This is a genomic window from Isosphaeraceae bacterium EP7, assembly GCA_038400315.1.
Lineage (GTDB): Bacteria > Planctomycetota > Planctomycetia > Isosphaerales > Isosphaeraceae > EP7.
The window spans coordinates 3323864-3338911 of the sequence record CP151667.1 but is presented as its reverse complement, the minus strand read 5'-3'; the positions used below and the strand labels follow the sequence as shown (position 1 = coordinate 3338911).

Genomic DNA, 15048 nt, shown 5'->3' with positions numbered 1-15048 from the left:
AGACAGACCCGGATGCAGAGCTACAGAAACATCGCCCTCGCCGCCGCCGTGGCGGTCGTCGCCCCCGGCGCCTCCGCCTCGGTGCTGGCCGAGTCGATCGACGGCCGCTGGGACGCCGTGATCACCTACAACAAGATCGAGCTGCCGTTCCTCATCGAGTTCGCGGGCGAGGGGGACACCTTCTCCGGCTCGTTCCTCAACGGCGACGTGAAGGTCAAATCCACGGGCGGCTCCTACAAGGACGGCAAGTTCGTCCTGAACTTCGACCACTACCTCGGCAAGCTCCAAGGGACCGTCAAGGACGGCAAGATCAAGGGCGAGTTCGCCAGCTCACGCGGCGGCGAAGGCCCCGGCGGCGAGCAGCCGTTCCACGCCGAGCGCCACTCCGACACCAAGGTCGCCGTCAAGGACGTCCCCTCCATCGACGGCCTCTGGGAGATCCCCGTCGAGAGCCCCAAGGGCGAGAAGTCGTGGCGGTTCATCGTCAAGCAGGACGGCGCCGACGTCCGCGGCTCGATCCTCCGGGTCGACGGCGACACCGGCACCCTTCGCGGGACCTACAAGGACGGCAAGTTCGTCCTGGCCCACTTCTCGGGCTCCCGCGCATTGCGCTTGGAGGTGACCCCCGACAAGGACGGCAACCTCTCCCTGGTCCAGTTCGGCCGCCCCGGCATCGCCAAGAAGTTGACCGCCTACCGCCCGGAAGTGGCCCGCCAGAAGGGCCTGCCCGAGCCGGCCGACTTCGCCAAGCACACGACCATCAAGGACGCCGACCAGCCGTTCAACTTCAGCTTCCCCGACGTCAACGGCAAGACCTTCTCCAGCACCGATGAGAAGTTCAAGGGGAAGGTTGTCGTCGCCGTCGTGACGGGCACCTGGTGCCCCAATTGCCACGACGAGGCCCAGTTCCTCGTCGAGCTGGACCGCAAGTATCACGACCGAGGCCTCGAGATCGTGGCCCTCGACTTCGAAGAGATCGAGGAGCAGGAGTCCGGCTACAAGCGGCTCAAGGCGTTCGTCAAGCAGTACGGCGTGAACTACACCTACCTCGTCGCCGGCGCACCGATCGAGATGTGGGTGAAGGTGCCGCAGGCCGACAACCTGAACTCGTGGCCGACCACCTTCTTCGTCGGCCGCGACGGCAAGGTCAAGAAGGTCCACTCCGGCTTCGCCAGCCCGGCCAGCGGCGAGTTCCACACCCAGGCACGCGAGTCGTTCACCAAGACGATCGAAGCCCTGCTCTCCGAGAACGCCACCGCGTCCCGCTGAGCAACCCTCGAACATCGAAACCCAACCGTCTCCACGCGGCCCGCGCAACCCAAAAAGGATGCGGGGGCCGCGTTCATTTGCGCGGCGAGCCCGATCCGGTAATCTTCGGATTTTTCTTGACGGGAGGTTGCATACAGTCCACCCTACACATCGCCTCACGTCAAATAGGCGAGATCCCCCTCCCATGCTCACAGTGCAGACGTTATCACTCCGGGTGTATGAGCACCTGCTCCGGCGGATTTTCTCCGGCGAATTGACGCCTGGGAGCCCGTTGGGCGAGTCGGAGCTGGCCGCTCAGCTGGGGGTGAGCCGGACGCCGGTGCGCGAGGCACTCTGCCGACTGGCCGAATATGGCGTCGTCGAGACGCGACGCAACCACAATGCCGTCGTTCGCCGCCTGGGTCGCGATGAACTGATCCACCTGCATCAGGTGCGCGAGGCGCTGGAGGGGATGGCCGCGGAGCTGGCCTGCGGCCGGCTGACCGAGGCCGATTTCGCCCGGCTGGACGGCCTGGCCGGGGCGTCGGGCGATTCCGACGCGGCCGACTACCTCGCGGCGCTCGACTCCTTCGACGTCGGCCTCCACCGCCTGATCTCGGCCCGCTCGGGCAACCCGTTCCTGGCCCGCGAGGCGGGCAAGCTCCACGACCTGACGATGCTGATCCACATCGAGCTGGAGAGCGCCCTGATCCCGGGCCGCCGGATCGACCCGGCCGAGCCCGCCGAGATCCGCCGCGTCTGCTGGCATCAGCACGTCGCAATCATCGGGGCGCAGAGGTCCGGCGATCCGGCGAGCTGCCGCCGGACCATGATCGAGCACATCCGCTCGATCTGCCGGTACAAGGCCGACCTGATGCCCCCGAGGTCCCCCCAGGAGACGGGCATCGGTCCCGCGCATCGCCCCTGAGGTTGGCAGCCTCCGATCCGGCGATCGCCGCCATCGAGTGCGTCCAACCGGCCCGATCGACGAAGGAGCAAGCAACGTGTCAGACCGACGGCATGTCCTGGGCCTCTCGGCCCTCTCGTTCGCCCTGATCGCGGGCCCCGGATGCGGCGGGAACGTGCCCGCCAGCGGTTCGCGGGCCGCACTCCCGGACACCTACAAGCAGCGCGAGAAGGAGATCATGGACAGCATGAAGGCCTCGGCCAAGGGCCGCCCGTCTTCGCCCGCGCGACCGTCGGCCCGCCACTGATCGGGAGCCGAGTCCCCATTTTTCCCGACCCTCTAGCGACCCGCGATCCGGGGCCTCCACCGCCCCCGACACGGGCCCGCCGTTGCATGTCACGCGGTATGTTGGACCCTCCCCGCCCCTTTTGCGCGAAGGAATGCCATGTCGTCACGCCGTCGACGCGCCGGATTCACGCTGATCGAACTCCTGGTCGTCATCTCGATCATCGCGGTGCTCATCGCGCTGCTCCTGCCCGCCGTGCAGAGCGCACGCGAGGCCGCTCGGCGGATGCAATGTGTCAATAACATGAAGCAGATCGGGCTGGCGCTGCACAATTATCACACGGCTTCCGACTCGTTCCCGCCCGGCGCGGCGGTGAACTCGACCGACGGCGGCCCGACCCCGAACGGCTGGTACGCGACCTGGGCGCCCAACCAGAGCGCCCAGTCGATGCTGCTGCCTTACCTGGAGCAGGGTCCCCTGTTCAACGCCTGCAACTTCAGCTGGGCCGCCGAATTCGAAGGGGGCCGCAACTCGACGGTGACCCTCACCATCGTCGCCGGCTTCCTCTGCCCCTCCGACCCGAATGCGGCGAGCCGACTGAATACCAACAACTATGCGGGCTCGATCGGCACCACGACCGACTCGATGATCACACCGCCCGGCTCGTCGTCCGCCAACTGGAACGGAGGGGATGCCCGTCCGTTTACGTACACGGGCAGCACAGGACTGTTCGCCCAGGCCGTCACGTATGGCGTGCGTGACTGCGTTGACGGGACGTCCAACACCATCGCTTACGCCGAGGCCTTGACCGGAGACGGCAAGGCGTCGAGCGTCTTCGGCCCGACTTCCAGCCCCCCCAGCCGGTATCGAGGCAACATGATCTACAACGCCAGCCCCGGCGACAACGGCAGCCGGCTCTTCGACGCCAACACCAACCCGCCCTTGATCCTGAGCATCCTGGACAAGTGCTCCGCCGCCTTCAAGACTTCCACGGACAAGGTCGGCGACCACCGCGGCTACCGATGGTCGCACGGGATCACGGGCTACTCCCTGTTCAACACGATCCAGACTCCCAATGATGTCTTCGGCACCTGCCGGCTCGACGGCGGCCCGAACAATTACCCCGACAGCGGCTTTTCCTATGGCGCCAGCAGCGCGCACCCCGGCGGGGTGAACGTGCTATTCGCCGACGGCAGCGTCAAGTTCATCAAGAGCACCATCAGCCGCCTGACCTGGTGGGGCCTGGGCACCAGGTCGGGCGGAGAGATCCTCAGCTCCGACAGTTTCTAGTTCGAGCCGTCTCCGGCCGCTCCCGTCGCCCCCGGGATCAGCCGTGAGGCTCGACGGCCCGAGGACAACGGGCGGGGGATGCCGATGCGGAGCCGACCGAGGTGGCCGGGGACGATTTACCTCACGCTGGCCGCGGTCGCGCTGGCGGGTCTCGCGGCCGGCGCGATCGCCTGGCGGAGAGGGGCGGAGGACCCCGAACACCTGGCGATGCAGGCCCTGGCCGACTTCAAGGCCGGGCGGCACGGCCAGGCCGAGGCCGCGCTGGCGCGGCTCGGGCGGATGCGCCCGCCTACCGTGCTCGACCGGATGCTCAGGGCGCAGGTCGCGCTGACGAAGGACCTGTACGCCGAGGCCCTGGTCGAGTTGCGGCAGGTGCCCGACGACCACCCGGCGACCTCGCAGGCCAAGTTCCAGCAAGGCCAGATCGAGCTGAAGCTGCATCACCTCAGGGCGGCCGAGGAGGCCCTGCTGGCCGCCCTGAAGCTCGATCCGAATCTGGTCCAGGCGCACCGGTCGCTGATCTATATCTACGGGATGCAGCGGCGCAGGCCCGAGCTGCACGCACGGTTCCTCGCCCTGTCGAAGCTGACGCCGCTGGGCGTCAGCGACGTGACCCGCTGGTGCATCACCTGCGACGAGTCGTGGGTCACGCCCGAGAGCGAGGTCGACCTGGCCCGATTCGTCAAGGCCGACCCCGGCGACCGCTTCTCCAGGCTGGCCCTCGCCGCCCGCCTGCGCCTGGCGGGCCGGCTCGACGAGTCCGAGGCGGCCCTGGCCCCGCTGCCCGCGACCGATCCCGAGGCGCAATTGTTGCGGGCCCAGATCGGCCAGGAGCGAGGCGTCGGCCAGGGCCTCGAGGCCAGCATCGCCGGGATCCCCGACGGCCGCCTCGACCTGGAACGGTTCCGCGGGCGGGCCGCGATGTTCCGCCACGACGCCAAGGCCGCGGTCCGCCACTTCCGGGCCGCCCACGAAGCCGACCCGCACGACCAGGAGGCCCTCGGCGGGCTCGCCCGCGCCCTGACGATGAGCGGTGACCCCGCCGCGGCCCAACCTTACCTGGCCGCGATGCGGCGGTACGCGGAGCTGTCCAAATTGCTCCAGGAGGCCGATTCCAGCACGGGCCCCAAGCCCCCCGACCTGATGCTCCGACTTGGCAAGGCCTGCGAGGCGGTGCAGAAGCTGGAGGAGGCCCGCGCCTGGTACAGGCTCGCCATCGAGCGCGACCCGCTAGACTCCGAGGCGCAGAAGGGCCTCTTCCGCCTCGGGCCCGCGGCTCCGACGGCAACGCCGTAGAGACCGGGCCTGCAGGCTGGGCAAGGGGGCGGCCGCATGTGTACACTCGAATCAGTGAACCGAAACGGCGATGCGCCCCGTGCCGGACCATTCGATCCGCGGTGCCCGAGGGGAGCGATGGCCAACTCCGACGCCGACATCCTGCTCATCCGCCAGGTCAGGGCCGGCGACTCCCGCGCCTGGAAACAGCTGATCGAGCGGTACGAAGGGCGGCTCCTCGCCTTCGTCGACAGCCGCCTCCGCGACCGGGCCACCAGCGAGGACGTGGTGCAGGAGACCTTCGTCGGTTTCCTCACCAGCATGCCGCACTACGACGAGAAGCGCGACCTGGAGGCCTACCTCTTCTCGATCGCGGCGCACAAGCTGACCGACCACCTGCGCAAGCAGGGCCGGCGGCCGGTCGACCAGTTCGGCTCCGACGACCACGGCCGGCCGATGGACGAGGTGCCCGGCCTGGTGCGCCCGGCCTCCAGCATCGCCCGCAGCGACGAGCGCCGGGCCGCCGAGGAGCGGCAGCTCGCCGACTCGCTGGGCCAGCTCATCCGCGAGTGGATCACCCGCGGCGACTACGACCGCCTGCGCTGCCTGGAGCTCCTGATCGTCAAGGGGTGGGCCAACAAAGACGTGGCCAAATACCTGGGCCTGACCGAGCAGGCCGTGGCCAGCTACAAGTTTCAGGCCGTCGCACGCCTGAAGGACATGGCCCGCAAGGCCGGCATGAGCCTGGACGACTGGGCCGCCGACTGACCATCGGGACGGACCGGACCGCGCCCGAACACGACACGACCCAAGCGAGGCGCCGAAGCCGATGGACGCCCGACCGATCGACCTGGAATTCCTGAGGGCCTACCTGGCCGACGCACTCCCCCCCGAGGAAATGGCCCGCGCGGAGAAGGCCCTGCGCGAGTCCTCCGAGCTGCGAGCCCAGCTCGAGGACGCGCGACAGAACCGGGGAGACGCCGGCCTGCACACGCTGGGGGCCATCTGGCGCCGCACCCGGCTGACCTGCCCGAATCGCCAGCAGCTCGGCAGCTTCCTGCTCGACGCCCTGGACCCCGACCTGGCCGAATACATCAAATTTCACGTCGAGGTCATCGCCTGCGCCTACTGCGAGGCCAACCTGGCCGACCTCCGCCAGAAGACCGAGCAGCCGCCGGCCGCCACCCAGGCCAGACACCACCGGATCCTCCAGTCCAGCCGCCACCTGCTGTCCGACGAGTCGAACGCCTAGCCTGACGGCCGAACGATGGGCAACTTCGGCCTGTCCCGGTTCAAGCCGGGCATCAGTGCTTGACGATCTCTTGGGTGAACGCTACAGTTCCATAGATCCCCCACCTGATATTATCGGCGAGCGTGCATGAATCGGATCGGTCCGAGACGCCTGTTCCACCGCATTGCGGTGACGCTGCTCATCCTGGGCGTGGCGCGGTTTCCGCAGCCCGCAGCCCCGGATCAGCCGGCGGAGGTGTCCCATGGCCAGTGCCCGGCCCAGACCGATCCCCAGTCCGGCCCCTGGGACTGGATCGCCTGCGGACTCGACCACCACGAAGGCGAGAGAGACGCGGAAGCCGAGTCTCCCACCGAAGAGGTCGTCGACGACTCCGCCAATGAGGCGACGCTCGCACAGCGGCTCGGCTTTGAACGCTCGATCGCCCGGGCCCTGCCCGAGGAAATCGAGCGCCTGATCACTCGCCCCGCCCGCGTCCGGCTCCAGGCCGCGGTCCCGCCCTGCCTGGCCGAGTACGCTTATATCAGGCACCTCTCCGGTGCCGACGGGCCAGACGAAGCGCACCAACCCCGGCGCGTCTGAGCCCTTTCGGGGCCTTGCCCCGCTCGAAATCACATCTCGCGAGTCCGCGGACCGGATTAGGCCCTCTCGTCGCTGATTTGGCGACATCTCACGGCTCGATCCAGCTCAGGCTCGTGCGAGATCCAAGTGTCCGGGCCCCAATCCCCGGCCTCGTCACGACTCTCAATGCCTCACGATGAGGCAAGCGTCGCGTCACGTCCTCAATCGGCGTGCCGCGGCCAGTGGGCAGTCCTTGAAGGGCCGCCTCTGCCTCGTCGCCTCTCCAACGATTCAATTCACCCCTCATATCGAGAGGATGACGTTTATGACGACCATCATCGATCTGCCCGAGACCGATTCCACCTTGCCGAAATTGCTGGACAGGGTCGCCAAGGGCGAGAAGTTCCGGATTACCCGCTTCGGCGCCCCCGTGGCCTGGATCTTCGGGCACAACGAGCTGGATCCCACCATCGAGATCGACGAGCCGACCGACCTCGTCGCGCGCCCTCAGTCCGACCTCCGACGGGCCGTCGACGAGCTGTCGATGCTGGGCTTGCTCTCCAGGTCCGCCCGCCGTTGATCCGGCCCCCCGATCATTGAGCGACCAGGGCCGCCGTTCGCGGCGGGCCCCGGCGACGCGGGGAATCCCCCCCTCCCCCGCATCGCCTCCGTCTGCCGTCGGCCTTCCCCCCGGGCCGACGCATCCCGCGGGACATCCCCCCGCCCTCGGGAGTTTGAGTCGACTCGCCGGAGCCCCCCCCTCCGATGAGCAGCGAGGGATTCCCCCCGCCCTCGCGTCGTCGTCCCGCCTCGCCGGTTCCCCCCCGCCGGCGAGATTCGAGGGTTTCCCCCCCGACCTTCGAGCGGTCTTCGCGGCTCGCCGGATTCCCCCCCGGCCGGCGAGCCGCGAAGGTTTCCCCCTCGTTCGCAGGCCCCGAGCCACCGGAGTTCCCCCCCACTCCGGCGGCTCGGGGCCTGCGGCGTCCATGCCCCTCTGCATGCCTCGCCCGCGAAACGGGGCCGGGCCCCGACGAGACCAGGGCGGAAACTCGAGCTCACCGACGGCGCGCGAAGGCGGGCGGCGTCGGAGGCCTTTCGACCGCGACACCGCCCGCCTGTGTTGATCTGATTCGTTCGAGGCATGTTCAGCGGGGCTGGCGGACGACTTCGTAGGGGGAGCCCAGCAGGTTGTCGAGCGAGGACTTCTGCTCGGCGGTGAGCAGGGCCAGGCCCTTCTCCTTGGTCTCTTTCTGCAGCGCCGTCATCTTCTCGCGAATGGTCTCGCGGTCGCCCTGGGCGGCCTGGAACAGCTCGCGCTGCTGCTTCGAGTGGCCGGCGAGCAGGTCCTTCACCTTGGTCTTCTGCTCGTCGTTGAGCTTCAGGGTCTCGGCCACGTGGGCGTTGGCCAGGACGTTGGCCCCCTGCTGCTGCCACTCGATCTGCTTGAACCGCTTGACTTGGTCGGGCTTGAGGATCTCGGCGAGCCCCTTGTGCAGGGCCTCGGAGTTCTCCTTGGCCAGCTCCTGCATCTTCTTGCCGCGTTCCTCGCCTTCGAGGGACTGGAGCGACTGGAACCCGTCGCGTGACTTCGTCCGGAGCTCGTCGGCAAGGGTCTTCACCTTGCTGACCTGATCGTCTTCCAGCTTCAGTTCTTTCTGGACTCCCTCATTGGTCAGCAGCATGGCGCCGCCGCCGAAACCGCCGCCGAAGCCGCCACGTCCCTGCTGGGCCAGGGCGGGGGTCGAGATCAGGGCCATGAGGCCGAACGCCAGGAGGGGACGCATCGCGGTGCGCATCGAATCTCTCCGATCGGGTCTAGGACGAATCGCCGTCGAGGTAAGGGCTTGGCCCTACGAGCCCTTAAGTCAGCGACAATCGGCCGGCGGCCGGTCCGGAATCCCGGTCGGAGACGCGGGAATCGGGGGCGGGCGCAGCGATCCCAAGAAAAACGCCCACCCCGGCCGAGGCGCGGGGCACACGCGCGACGACCGGGGTGGGCGATTCGGGCGGAGTAGGGCCGGGCCTGGCCGATCCCCATCCGTTGGTTCAGGTCCTGGCGTCCAGCTCGTCCTCGCCGAGTTCGGCGATGAGCTTGACCAGGGCGTGGTTCTCGAGTTGACGGACGCGCTCGCGGGTCAGGCCGAGGTTCTCGCCCACCTCGCGCAAGGTCATCGGCGAGTAAGGGTCGAGGCCGAATCGCATCCGGACAACGCTGGCCTCACGCGGCTCGAGGAGGTCGAGGCGGCGGAAGATCCGGTCGAGGTCGTCGTTCTCGATCATCAGGGCGTCGGGCGACTTGCTCCGGTCGTCGGTCAGCACGTCGCCGAGCACCAGGCTGTCTTCCTCGGCGCCGTCGGAGTGGGCCTGGAGGTTGTTGACCTCGATGGCCTTGGCGACGATGCCCACCTTCTTCTTGGAGAGCCGGAGCGCCTTGCCCACCTCTTCGGCGGTGGGGGGCCGACCCAGGCGTTCGGTCAGCACGGTGGACGCCCGCCGCCATTTCGACAGCAGGCTGACCATGTAGGCGGGCAGCCGGATGGGCCGTCCCTGGTTCATCAGGGCCCTGCGGATCGACTGCTTGATCCAGTAGCTCGCGTAGGTGCTGAAGCGAGTCTCCATCGTGGCGTCGAAGCCCTCGACGGCCCGCATCAGGCCGAGATTCCCCTCCTCAATCAGGTCTTCCAGCCCCAGCCCTTTGTTCAGGTAGCCGCGGGCGATGTTGACGACCAGGCGGAGGTTGGCCTTGACCATGTGCTCGCGGGCAAATGGGTCGCCCAGGGCCACCCTGCCGGCAAGCTCGCGCTCCTCGATGGCGTTCAGCAGCGGCGTGCTGTTGATCTCCTGCAAGTAGATCTGGAGCGTGGATGGGGCGTTCTGCTGCGACCGGCGTCCCGCATATGGGGTCATCGCGACGGTTCTCCCTGAGGTGTCCTCATCTCATGCCCGCCCGGTTCCCGCCCCGTCGCGAGTCGTCGCGGATCGGTCGGTCGCTTCCCGCCCGCCGAATCGGTCCTGTAGAGGAAACCTAGGTCGCCGTTTGTGGCCTGTCTCCACGTTTTTAAAGAATCAAGGGACAACGCCGAGGAACGCCGCACGGTCGTAGATGGCCAGCAGCCGGACGCCGTCGACGCGGGCGGGTGCCAGCTCGTAGGTCGCCGGGGCTTCCGCTAGCCTGGCGAAGTAGTTGGGCCTTCCCGGGGGCTGGACGTACAGGCCCTGGCGCATCTGGAAGATCAGGTAGCAGGGGCGGCTCCCGCCCATCCGGGCCAGCCTCGACCCGAAGTCACGGCCGTCGAGGTTCAGGATTTCCAGGTCGCCCCGCAGCCTTCCCCAACGCTGCTCCCAGCCGAAGGTCAGGACGTTCGGCGGCGGGAAGATCAGGACCGTGGCGCCTCGGGGAAGGTTGGCGTTCATCCAACCGAGCACCTCGTCGGTGGCCGAGTCCCAGAAATAGGTCGTCTCCATCCCGGCCGCCTTCGCACCCCTCGGGCCGCCGATCACCGCGTTGTAATACGACATCTCGAAGGGGTGGATGCGCACCGTCTCCCAGCTGGCGCTCAGAACGCAGGCCGCCACCGCACACCGCCCCAGCCAGGCCCGGGCCCGGCCGCCCCGCAGCAGGACGCAGGCGCCCAGGGCCGCCAGCACGGGGAGGAAGTAAAACGCAGGGACCAACTGCCGCAATCCGTCATGCGCGGGCAGGAACGGGAACATCCGCAGGACCAGATACGTCAGAAAATGGACGGCCGCCCACCCGCCGACAACCCCGTCCGGAAGCCGCTCGCCCGCCAGCCGGACGACCCGCGAGCGCCTGTCCCGGATCGACCGCCAGGCCGTCGCCGCCAGGCCCAGCACGCCCAGAATCAGGAGGCCGATGGGCACCATCGTCGAGGTGAGCACCGCCGTGTTGTGCCAGGGGAGGAACGTCCGGACCGAGTCGTACACCGTCCCCAGGTAGTAGACCGGCACCTTCTGAGGATAGGCCAGGAACGCGCGCCCCCAGCGCAGGATTCCGCCGACGGGGTCGGGCCACCAGGCCGGGTTGACCAGCACCATCGTCGGGGGGATCGTCAAGATCGCCCAGAACAGCGGCCGCCAGGCCCCGCGCGGCCGATAGAGGATGGCCCAGGCGAGGGCCGCCAGCAACAACAGAACCCCGGTCGCCTTGCACATCACCGCCAGGGCCGCCCAGACCCCGAACCACCAGGGAGACCGGCCAGTCTCGGTGGCCCGCAGGTGCGCCAGGGCCGCCAGGAACCAGAACGCCCCCAGGTCCGAGTCGGCCGTGATCAATTGCGCATGGATAAACGGCCGTGGATCGGACACCAGAACCCCGAGCGCCACCGCCGCCGGGGCGAGGCCCCACCGCATCCGCACGAACCGGAACATCGCCCCGGCCGCGACGGCGAAGACGCCGACCGTCGCCAGCCTGTATCCGCGCAACGGCCCGAGCCAGCCGCCGAAGGCACGGTCCGACATCAGGCCCAGAAGCGCCGGAACCGGCGGGTGCTGATCGGGCACCTCGCGGCAGAAGGGCCAGCCCTTCTCCAGCTCAGCACGCCGGAAGGCCTGCGCCGGCGATCGGGCGGCAAGCCCCAACCAGCCGCCGATGGACTGCGAACGTTCGAAGAAGTAGGGCTCGTCCCAGGTCATCCCGGGCTCGCCGCGGACGGCCCAGAGCGAGCCGATGAACGCGACGACCAGCAAGGCGATGGCCGGGATCTCGAGCCGGGCGAGCCTCGACGGGCGCGCGGGACGATCCTGGGTCGCGGTCGATTCCATCGGCGTCCCATCCTCTTCAAGCCAATCGATCGGCGTGCAACGAGACGGACGCGGGCCCGCGCCCCCTCGGTTCGGGGAAGCTGCGGGCCCGATCGATCATTCCGCTCAGTCGACCGGCACGAACTTGATGCAGACCGGCTTGGGCACGGCCACCGACTTGCCTGTCGGCTTCAGGGTGCCGTCAGCCTGGTCGACGGCGAAGACCGAGATGGAATCGCCCGCTTGATTGGCCACCAGGACGAACGCGCCGGTGGGGTCGACGCCGAAGTTGCGCGGGGTCTTGATCCCCTCGGCCTGGAACCCGGTGGGGGTCAGCTTGCCGCTGGCCTGGTCGACGGCAAACGACGCGATGCTGTCATGCCCGCGGTTCGACCCGTAGACGAATTTGCCCGAGGGGTGGACCTGCACCTCGGCGGTGTTGCTCGTGCCCTTGAAGTCGGCCGGAAGCGTGGTGACGGTCTGAATTTCCTGGAGCGTCCCCGCCGCGGCGTCGTACTTGAAGGCGGTGACGGTATTGGAAATCTCGTTGATGACATAGGCGTACTCACCGCCCGGGTGGAAGGCGAAATGCCTGGGGCCCGACTTCGGGGCGACCTTCGCGGCCGGCGGGTCGTTGGGCACCAGCGTGGCGGTCTCGTGGTCGAGCTTGTAGACGAAGATCCGGTCGAGCCCCAGGTCGGCGACGAACGCGTACTTGTTCGAAGCGTCGATGTTGGCCGAATGCGCATGCGGGCCCCCCTGGCGGGCGGGGTCGGCCACCTCCCCCTTGTGCTGGATGAACGTCGAGGCCGGGCCCACCTTGCCGTCGGCCCCGATCGGCATCGAGCAGACGCTGCCGCCGCCGTAGTTGGCCGAGATCACCGCCTTGCCAGTCCGGTCGACGACCAGGTGGCACGGGCCGGCCCCCTTCGTCGACTCCTGATTCAGGAGCGTCAGGGCCCCCGTCTTCGGGTCGACGGCGAAGGCGCTGACGGCACCGCCGGTCTTGCCCGCCGTCGAGGCATCCTCATTCACCGAGTAGAGGAACTTCCTGCTCGGGTGGACGGCCAGGAACGACGGGTTGGAGACCTCGCCGACGGCCTTGGGGGTGGTCAGGGTCCCCGTCGACGGGTCGAACTCGGCCAGGTAGATCCCCTTGCTCGGCCCTTCGGTGTATGTGCCGATATAAACGCGCAAGGCGGGCGACTTCGCCCCCTGGGCGTGGGCCTGGCTCATCGCGGACGGGGCCAGCATCGCGGCGGCTAGCCCTGCGGCCAGGCGGAAGTTCCTCTGGGATCGCATTCGGTCGGCTCCTTGGCGGATGGGCCGGGGAGCCCGGCATTGGCCCGGAAACCCCGGCAAGGTTCGATCGGTGCGAGGGCGCGGGGCCGCCCGGGCCCCGCGCCCATCTCGGTGCATTCGGAGCCCATGATCTTGCCGCCGGCCCGCCCCGGCAAGCCCTTGCCCGCCCGTCGGGCCCCGGCGATCAGCGCTTGCGAGACGTCAGGGCGACGGCCACGATCGTCAGGCCGATCAGCATGAACACGAACCAGGGCTCGGTTGCCCAGACCATCGAGGCACCCTCCGCTTCCAGGAAATGGCGGCCGGATCGGGCGAGCCGAAGGGACGAAACGCCCCCGTTTCGGAGGATCGACGCCCGCGATCGCGCGTCGATTCAGGGCGTCGGGCCGCGACCCAGGACGGCATCGGCCCCCTGATCACGCAGCAGCCGGGCGACACGCCGGCCCAACCCCAAGGGATCGGAACGAGGCCCCTCGGCGCGGGCGGACAGGCGGGTCCGCCCGTCGGGGTCAAAAACATAGGCGTCGAGCGCCAGACCATCGCCGGCATCGCGGCCCCAGACCCCCAGGGGGATCATGCAGCCCCCTTCCAGATCGGCCAGCGCCGACCGCTCGGCCAGCACCGAGCGTCGGGTGATGGCGTCGTCCAGCGGAGCCAGCAACACCAGGGTCGCGCGGTCGTCGGCCCGGCACTCAATTCCCAGGGCCCCCTGCCCGGCCGCCGGCAGGAACTCGGGAGGGGCCAACCGCTCGGTGACGTGCCTATCCAGGCCAATCCGCCTGAGACCCGCCTCGGCCAGCACCACCGCGTCGAGCCGCCCGTCCAGCGCATACCCCAGCCTGGTCTCGACGTTGCCCCGGACCCCCTCAATGATCAAGTCGGGCCGGGCGTGCAGCAGCATCGCCCTGCGTCTCAGCGATCCGGTCCCCACCTTCGCACCCGCCGGCAGGTCGCGCAGCGTGCCATATCGGGGCGAGATCAGGGCGTCGGCCAGACCCTCGCGCAGCGGGATCGCCCCCAGGGTCAGCTCCTTCGGGCCCGTCGTCGGCAGATCCTTCAGGCTGTGCACCGCCACCTCGACCTCGCGGTCGACCAGGGCACGCTGGATCTCCTTGGTGAACAGGCCCATGCCGCCGATGGCCGCCAGCGGCGAGTTCCGATCGCGGTCGCCGTGCGTTTTGATCTCGACGAGCTCGACTTCCAGCCCCGGATATAGCTCGCGCAGGCGATCGGCCACCCAGCCCGATTGCCAGCGTGCCAGCGGGCTGCTCCTCGTGCCGATCCGGACCCTGGTCCGCACCTGCGGGTGCGACGCGGTGGAAAGCTCGGCCTGCTGGTACTCGCCGCCCGACGTCGACATCAAAACCATCCCCCGCCCGCATTCGCGCCCGCGCCCGGCGTCCGATTCACGCCGTCGGCTCGGCCGACGACCGCCACGATCACCCTCGACGCGCCCGCCTGCTTCAAGGCGCGGGCCGCCGCGCCGCAGGTGGCGCCCGACGTCAGGATATCATCGACCAGCACCACCGTCTCCCCCCGGAGATCCCACCCCCGCCGCAGCCGGAATGCCCCCTTCATGCGCAAGGCACGCTCCGTCCGGCTCGCACCGGCCAGCGCCTTCGTGTTCGACGCCCGCCAGAGCGGATGCGAGATCGGCCGCCCCAGTCGTCGCGCCAGCGCCTCGGCCGGGCCGGTCGCCTGGTTGTAACCTCGCTTAACCCGCCTGAGCCAGTGCAGAGGAACCGGCACCACCCGGGCCGGCCAGGCCGCCGCCAGCGCGTCGCCGTGAACCTCGGCCAGCAAGTCCCCCAGATGTCGCCCCATCCAGGCGTTCGATTCACGCTTCAAGCCGAGGCAAAGGCTGCGGATCGGCCCCTGATAGGGCCCCAGCGCGAACGCCGCGTCGAACCCGAGCGACTTGCCCCGGCAATCCGAGCAACCCCCGTCCACGTCGACATGAGGACCGACTGGCATGGCGCACCTGCGGCAGCAACGCCCCGCCGCCCCCGCCAGCTCCGCCCGGCATGGCTCGCAGAAGGGCCCGTCGCAGGCCGCCTCGCAGACGGCGCATGACCAGGGGAACACCAGCGCATCGAGCACCCCGGCACAGGCGGCCTTCCACCGCCCCAGCCTCCCGGAGGAGTTGCGCGTCGCCATCCCCGCCCCCAT

General features: G+C 69.0%; 15 protein-coding genes. 9 read left to right on the top strand and 6 right to left on the bottom strand.

The window, feature by feature from the left end:
• Window positions 1-12: 12 nt before the first annotated feature.
• The 9 genes from EP7_RS12880 to EP7_RS12840 all read left to right on the top strand — a co-directional run bounded on the left by EP7_RS12880 (window position 13) and on the right by EP7_RS12840 (window position 7396).
• Window positions 13-1269: a peroxiredoxin family protein gene (locus tag EP7_RS12880; protein WP_463528249.1), complete on the top strand. Its 1257-nt coding sequence runs from the start codon at window positions 13-15 to the stop codon at window positions 1267-1269.
• A gap of 184 nt (window positions 1270-1453) precedes the next feature.
• Window positions 1454-2176 (top strand): GntR family transcriptional regulator, encoded by a 723-nt coding sequence (locus EP7_RS12875; RefSeq protein WP_463528248.1) that lies wholly within the window; start codon window positions 1454-1456, stop codon window positions 2174-2176.
• A 76-nt stretch (window positions 2177-2252) separates the two neighbouring features.
• Complete coding sequence (locus EP7_RS12870) at window positions 2253-2462, top strand: hypothetical protein (RefSeq protein WP_463528247.1); 210 nt, start codon at window positions 2253-2255, stop codon at window positions 2460-2462.
• A 138-nt stretch (window positions 2463-2600) separates the two neighbouring features.
• Window positions 2601-3731, top strand: a complete 1131-nt coding sequence (locus EP7_RS12865; RefSeq protein ID WP_463528246.1) for a DUF1559 family PulG-like putative transporter — start codon at window positions 2601-2603, stop codon at window positions 3729-3731.
• 84 nt (window positions 3732-3815) lie between these two features.
• On the top strand, window positions 3816-5027 hold the full coding sequence (locus EP7_RS12860; RefSeq protein WP_463528245.1) for a tetratricopeptide repeat protein: 1212 nt from the start codon (window positions 3816-3818) through the stop codon (window positions 5025-5027).
• Between the two features lie 117 nt (window positions 5028-5144).
• Window positions 5145-5774 (top strand): RNA polymerase sigma factor, encoded by a 630-nt coding sequence (locus EP7_RS12855; protein WP_463528244.1) that lies wholly within the window; start codon window positions 5145-5147, stop codon window positions 5772-5774.
• A 61-nt stretch (window positions 5775-5835) separates the two neighbouring features.
• Window positions 5836-6258 (top strand): hypothetical protein, encoded by a 423-nt coding sequence (locus tag EP7_RS12850; RefSeq protein WP_463528243.1) that lies wholly within the window; start codon window positions 5836-5838, stop codon window positions 6256-6258.
• A 126-nt stretch (window positions 6259-6384) separates the two neighbouring features.
• Window positions 6385-6837 (top strand): hypothetical protein, encoded by a 453-nt coding sequence (locus tag EP7_RS12845; protein WP_463528242.1) that lies wholly within the window; start codon window positions 6385-6387, stop codon window positions 6835-6837.
• Window positions 6838-7141: 304 nt separating this feature from the next.
• Window positions 7142-7396 (top strand): hypothetical protein, encoded by a 255-nt coding sequence (locus EP7_RS12840; protein WP_463528241.1) that lies wholly within the window; start codon window positions 7142-7144, stop codon window positions 7394-7396.
• A 565-nt stretch (window positions 7397-7961) separates the two neighbouring features.
• On the opposite strand, the gene EP7_RS12835 is transcribed toward EP7_RS12840, so the two are convergent.
• From EP7_RS12835 to EP7_RS12810, 6 genes are all read right to left on the bottom strand, one after another.
• Window positions 7962-8612 carry a hypothetical protein gene (locus EP7_RS12835; protein WP_463528240.1) on the bottom strand — a complete coding sequence of 217 codons (651 nt, stop codon included), beginning with the start codon at window positions 8610-8612 and terminating at the stop codon, window positions 7962-7964.
• Between the two features lie 250 nt (window positions 8613-8862).
• Entirely contained in the window at window positions 8863-9723 is an 861-nt protein-coding gene (locus EP7_RS12830) for a sigma-70 family RNA polymerase sigma factor (RefSeq protein ID WP_463528239.1), read from the bottom strand.
• 159 nt (window positions 9724-9882) lie between these two features.
• Window positions 9883-11598 (bottom strand): glycosyltransferase family 39 protein, encoded by a 1716-nt coding sequence (locus EP7_RS12825; protein WP_463528238.1) that lies wholly within the window; start codon window positions 11596-11598, stop codon window positions 9883-9885.
• 105 nt (window positions 11599-11703) lie between these two features.
• Window positions 11704-12879: a lactonase family protein gene (locus EP7_RS12820; RefSeq protein ID WP_463528237.1), complete on the bottom strand. Its 1176-nt coding sequence runs from the start codon at window positions 12877-12879 to the stop codon at window positions 11704-11706.
• 373 nt (window positions 12880-13252) lie between these two features.
• A complete protein-coding gene (gene hemC, locus EP7_RS12815; protein WP_463528236.1) occupies window positions 13253-14239 on the bottom strand; it encodes a hydroxymethylbilane synthase in 987 nt (328 codons plus the stop codon).
• Complete coding sequence (locus EP7_RS12810) at window positions 14239-15036, bottom strand: phosphoribosyltransferase family protein (RefSeq protein ID WP_463528235.1); 798 nt, start codon at window positions 15034-15036, stop codon at window positions 14239-14241. The genes hemC and EP7_RS12810 overlap by 1 nt, the downstream gene beginning before the upstream one ends.
• Window positions 15037-15048: the final 12 nt, after the last annotated feature.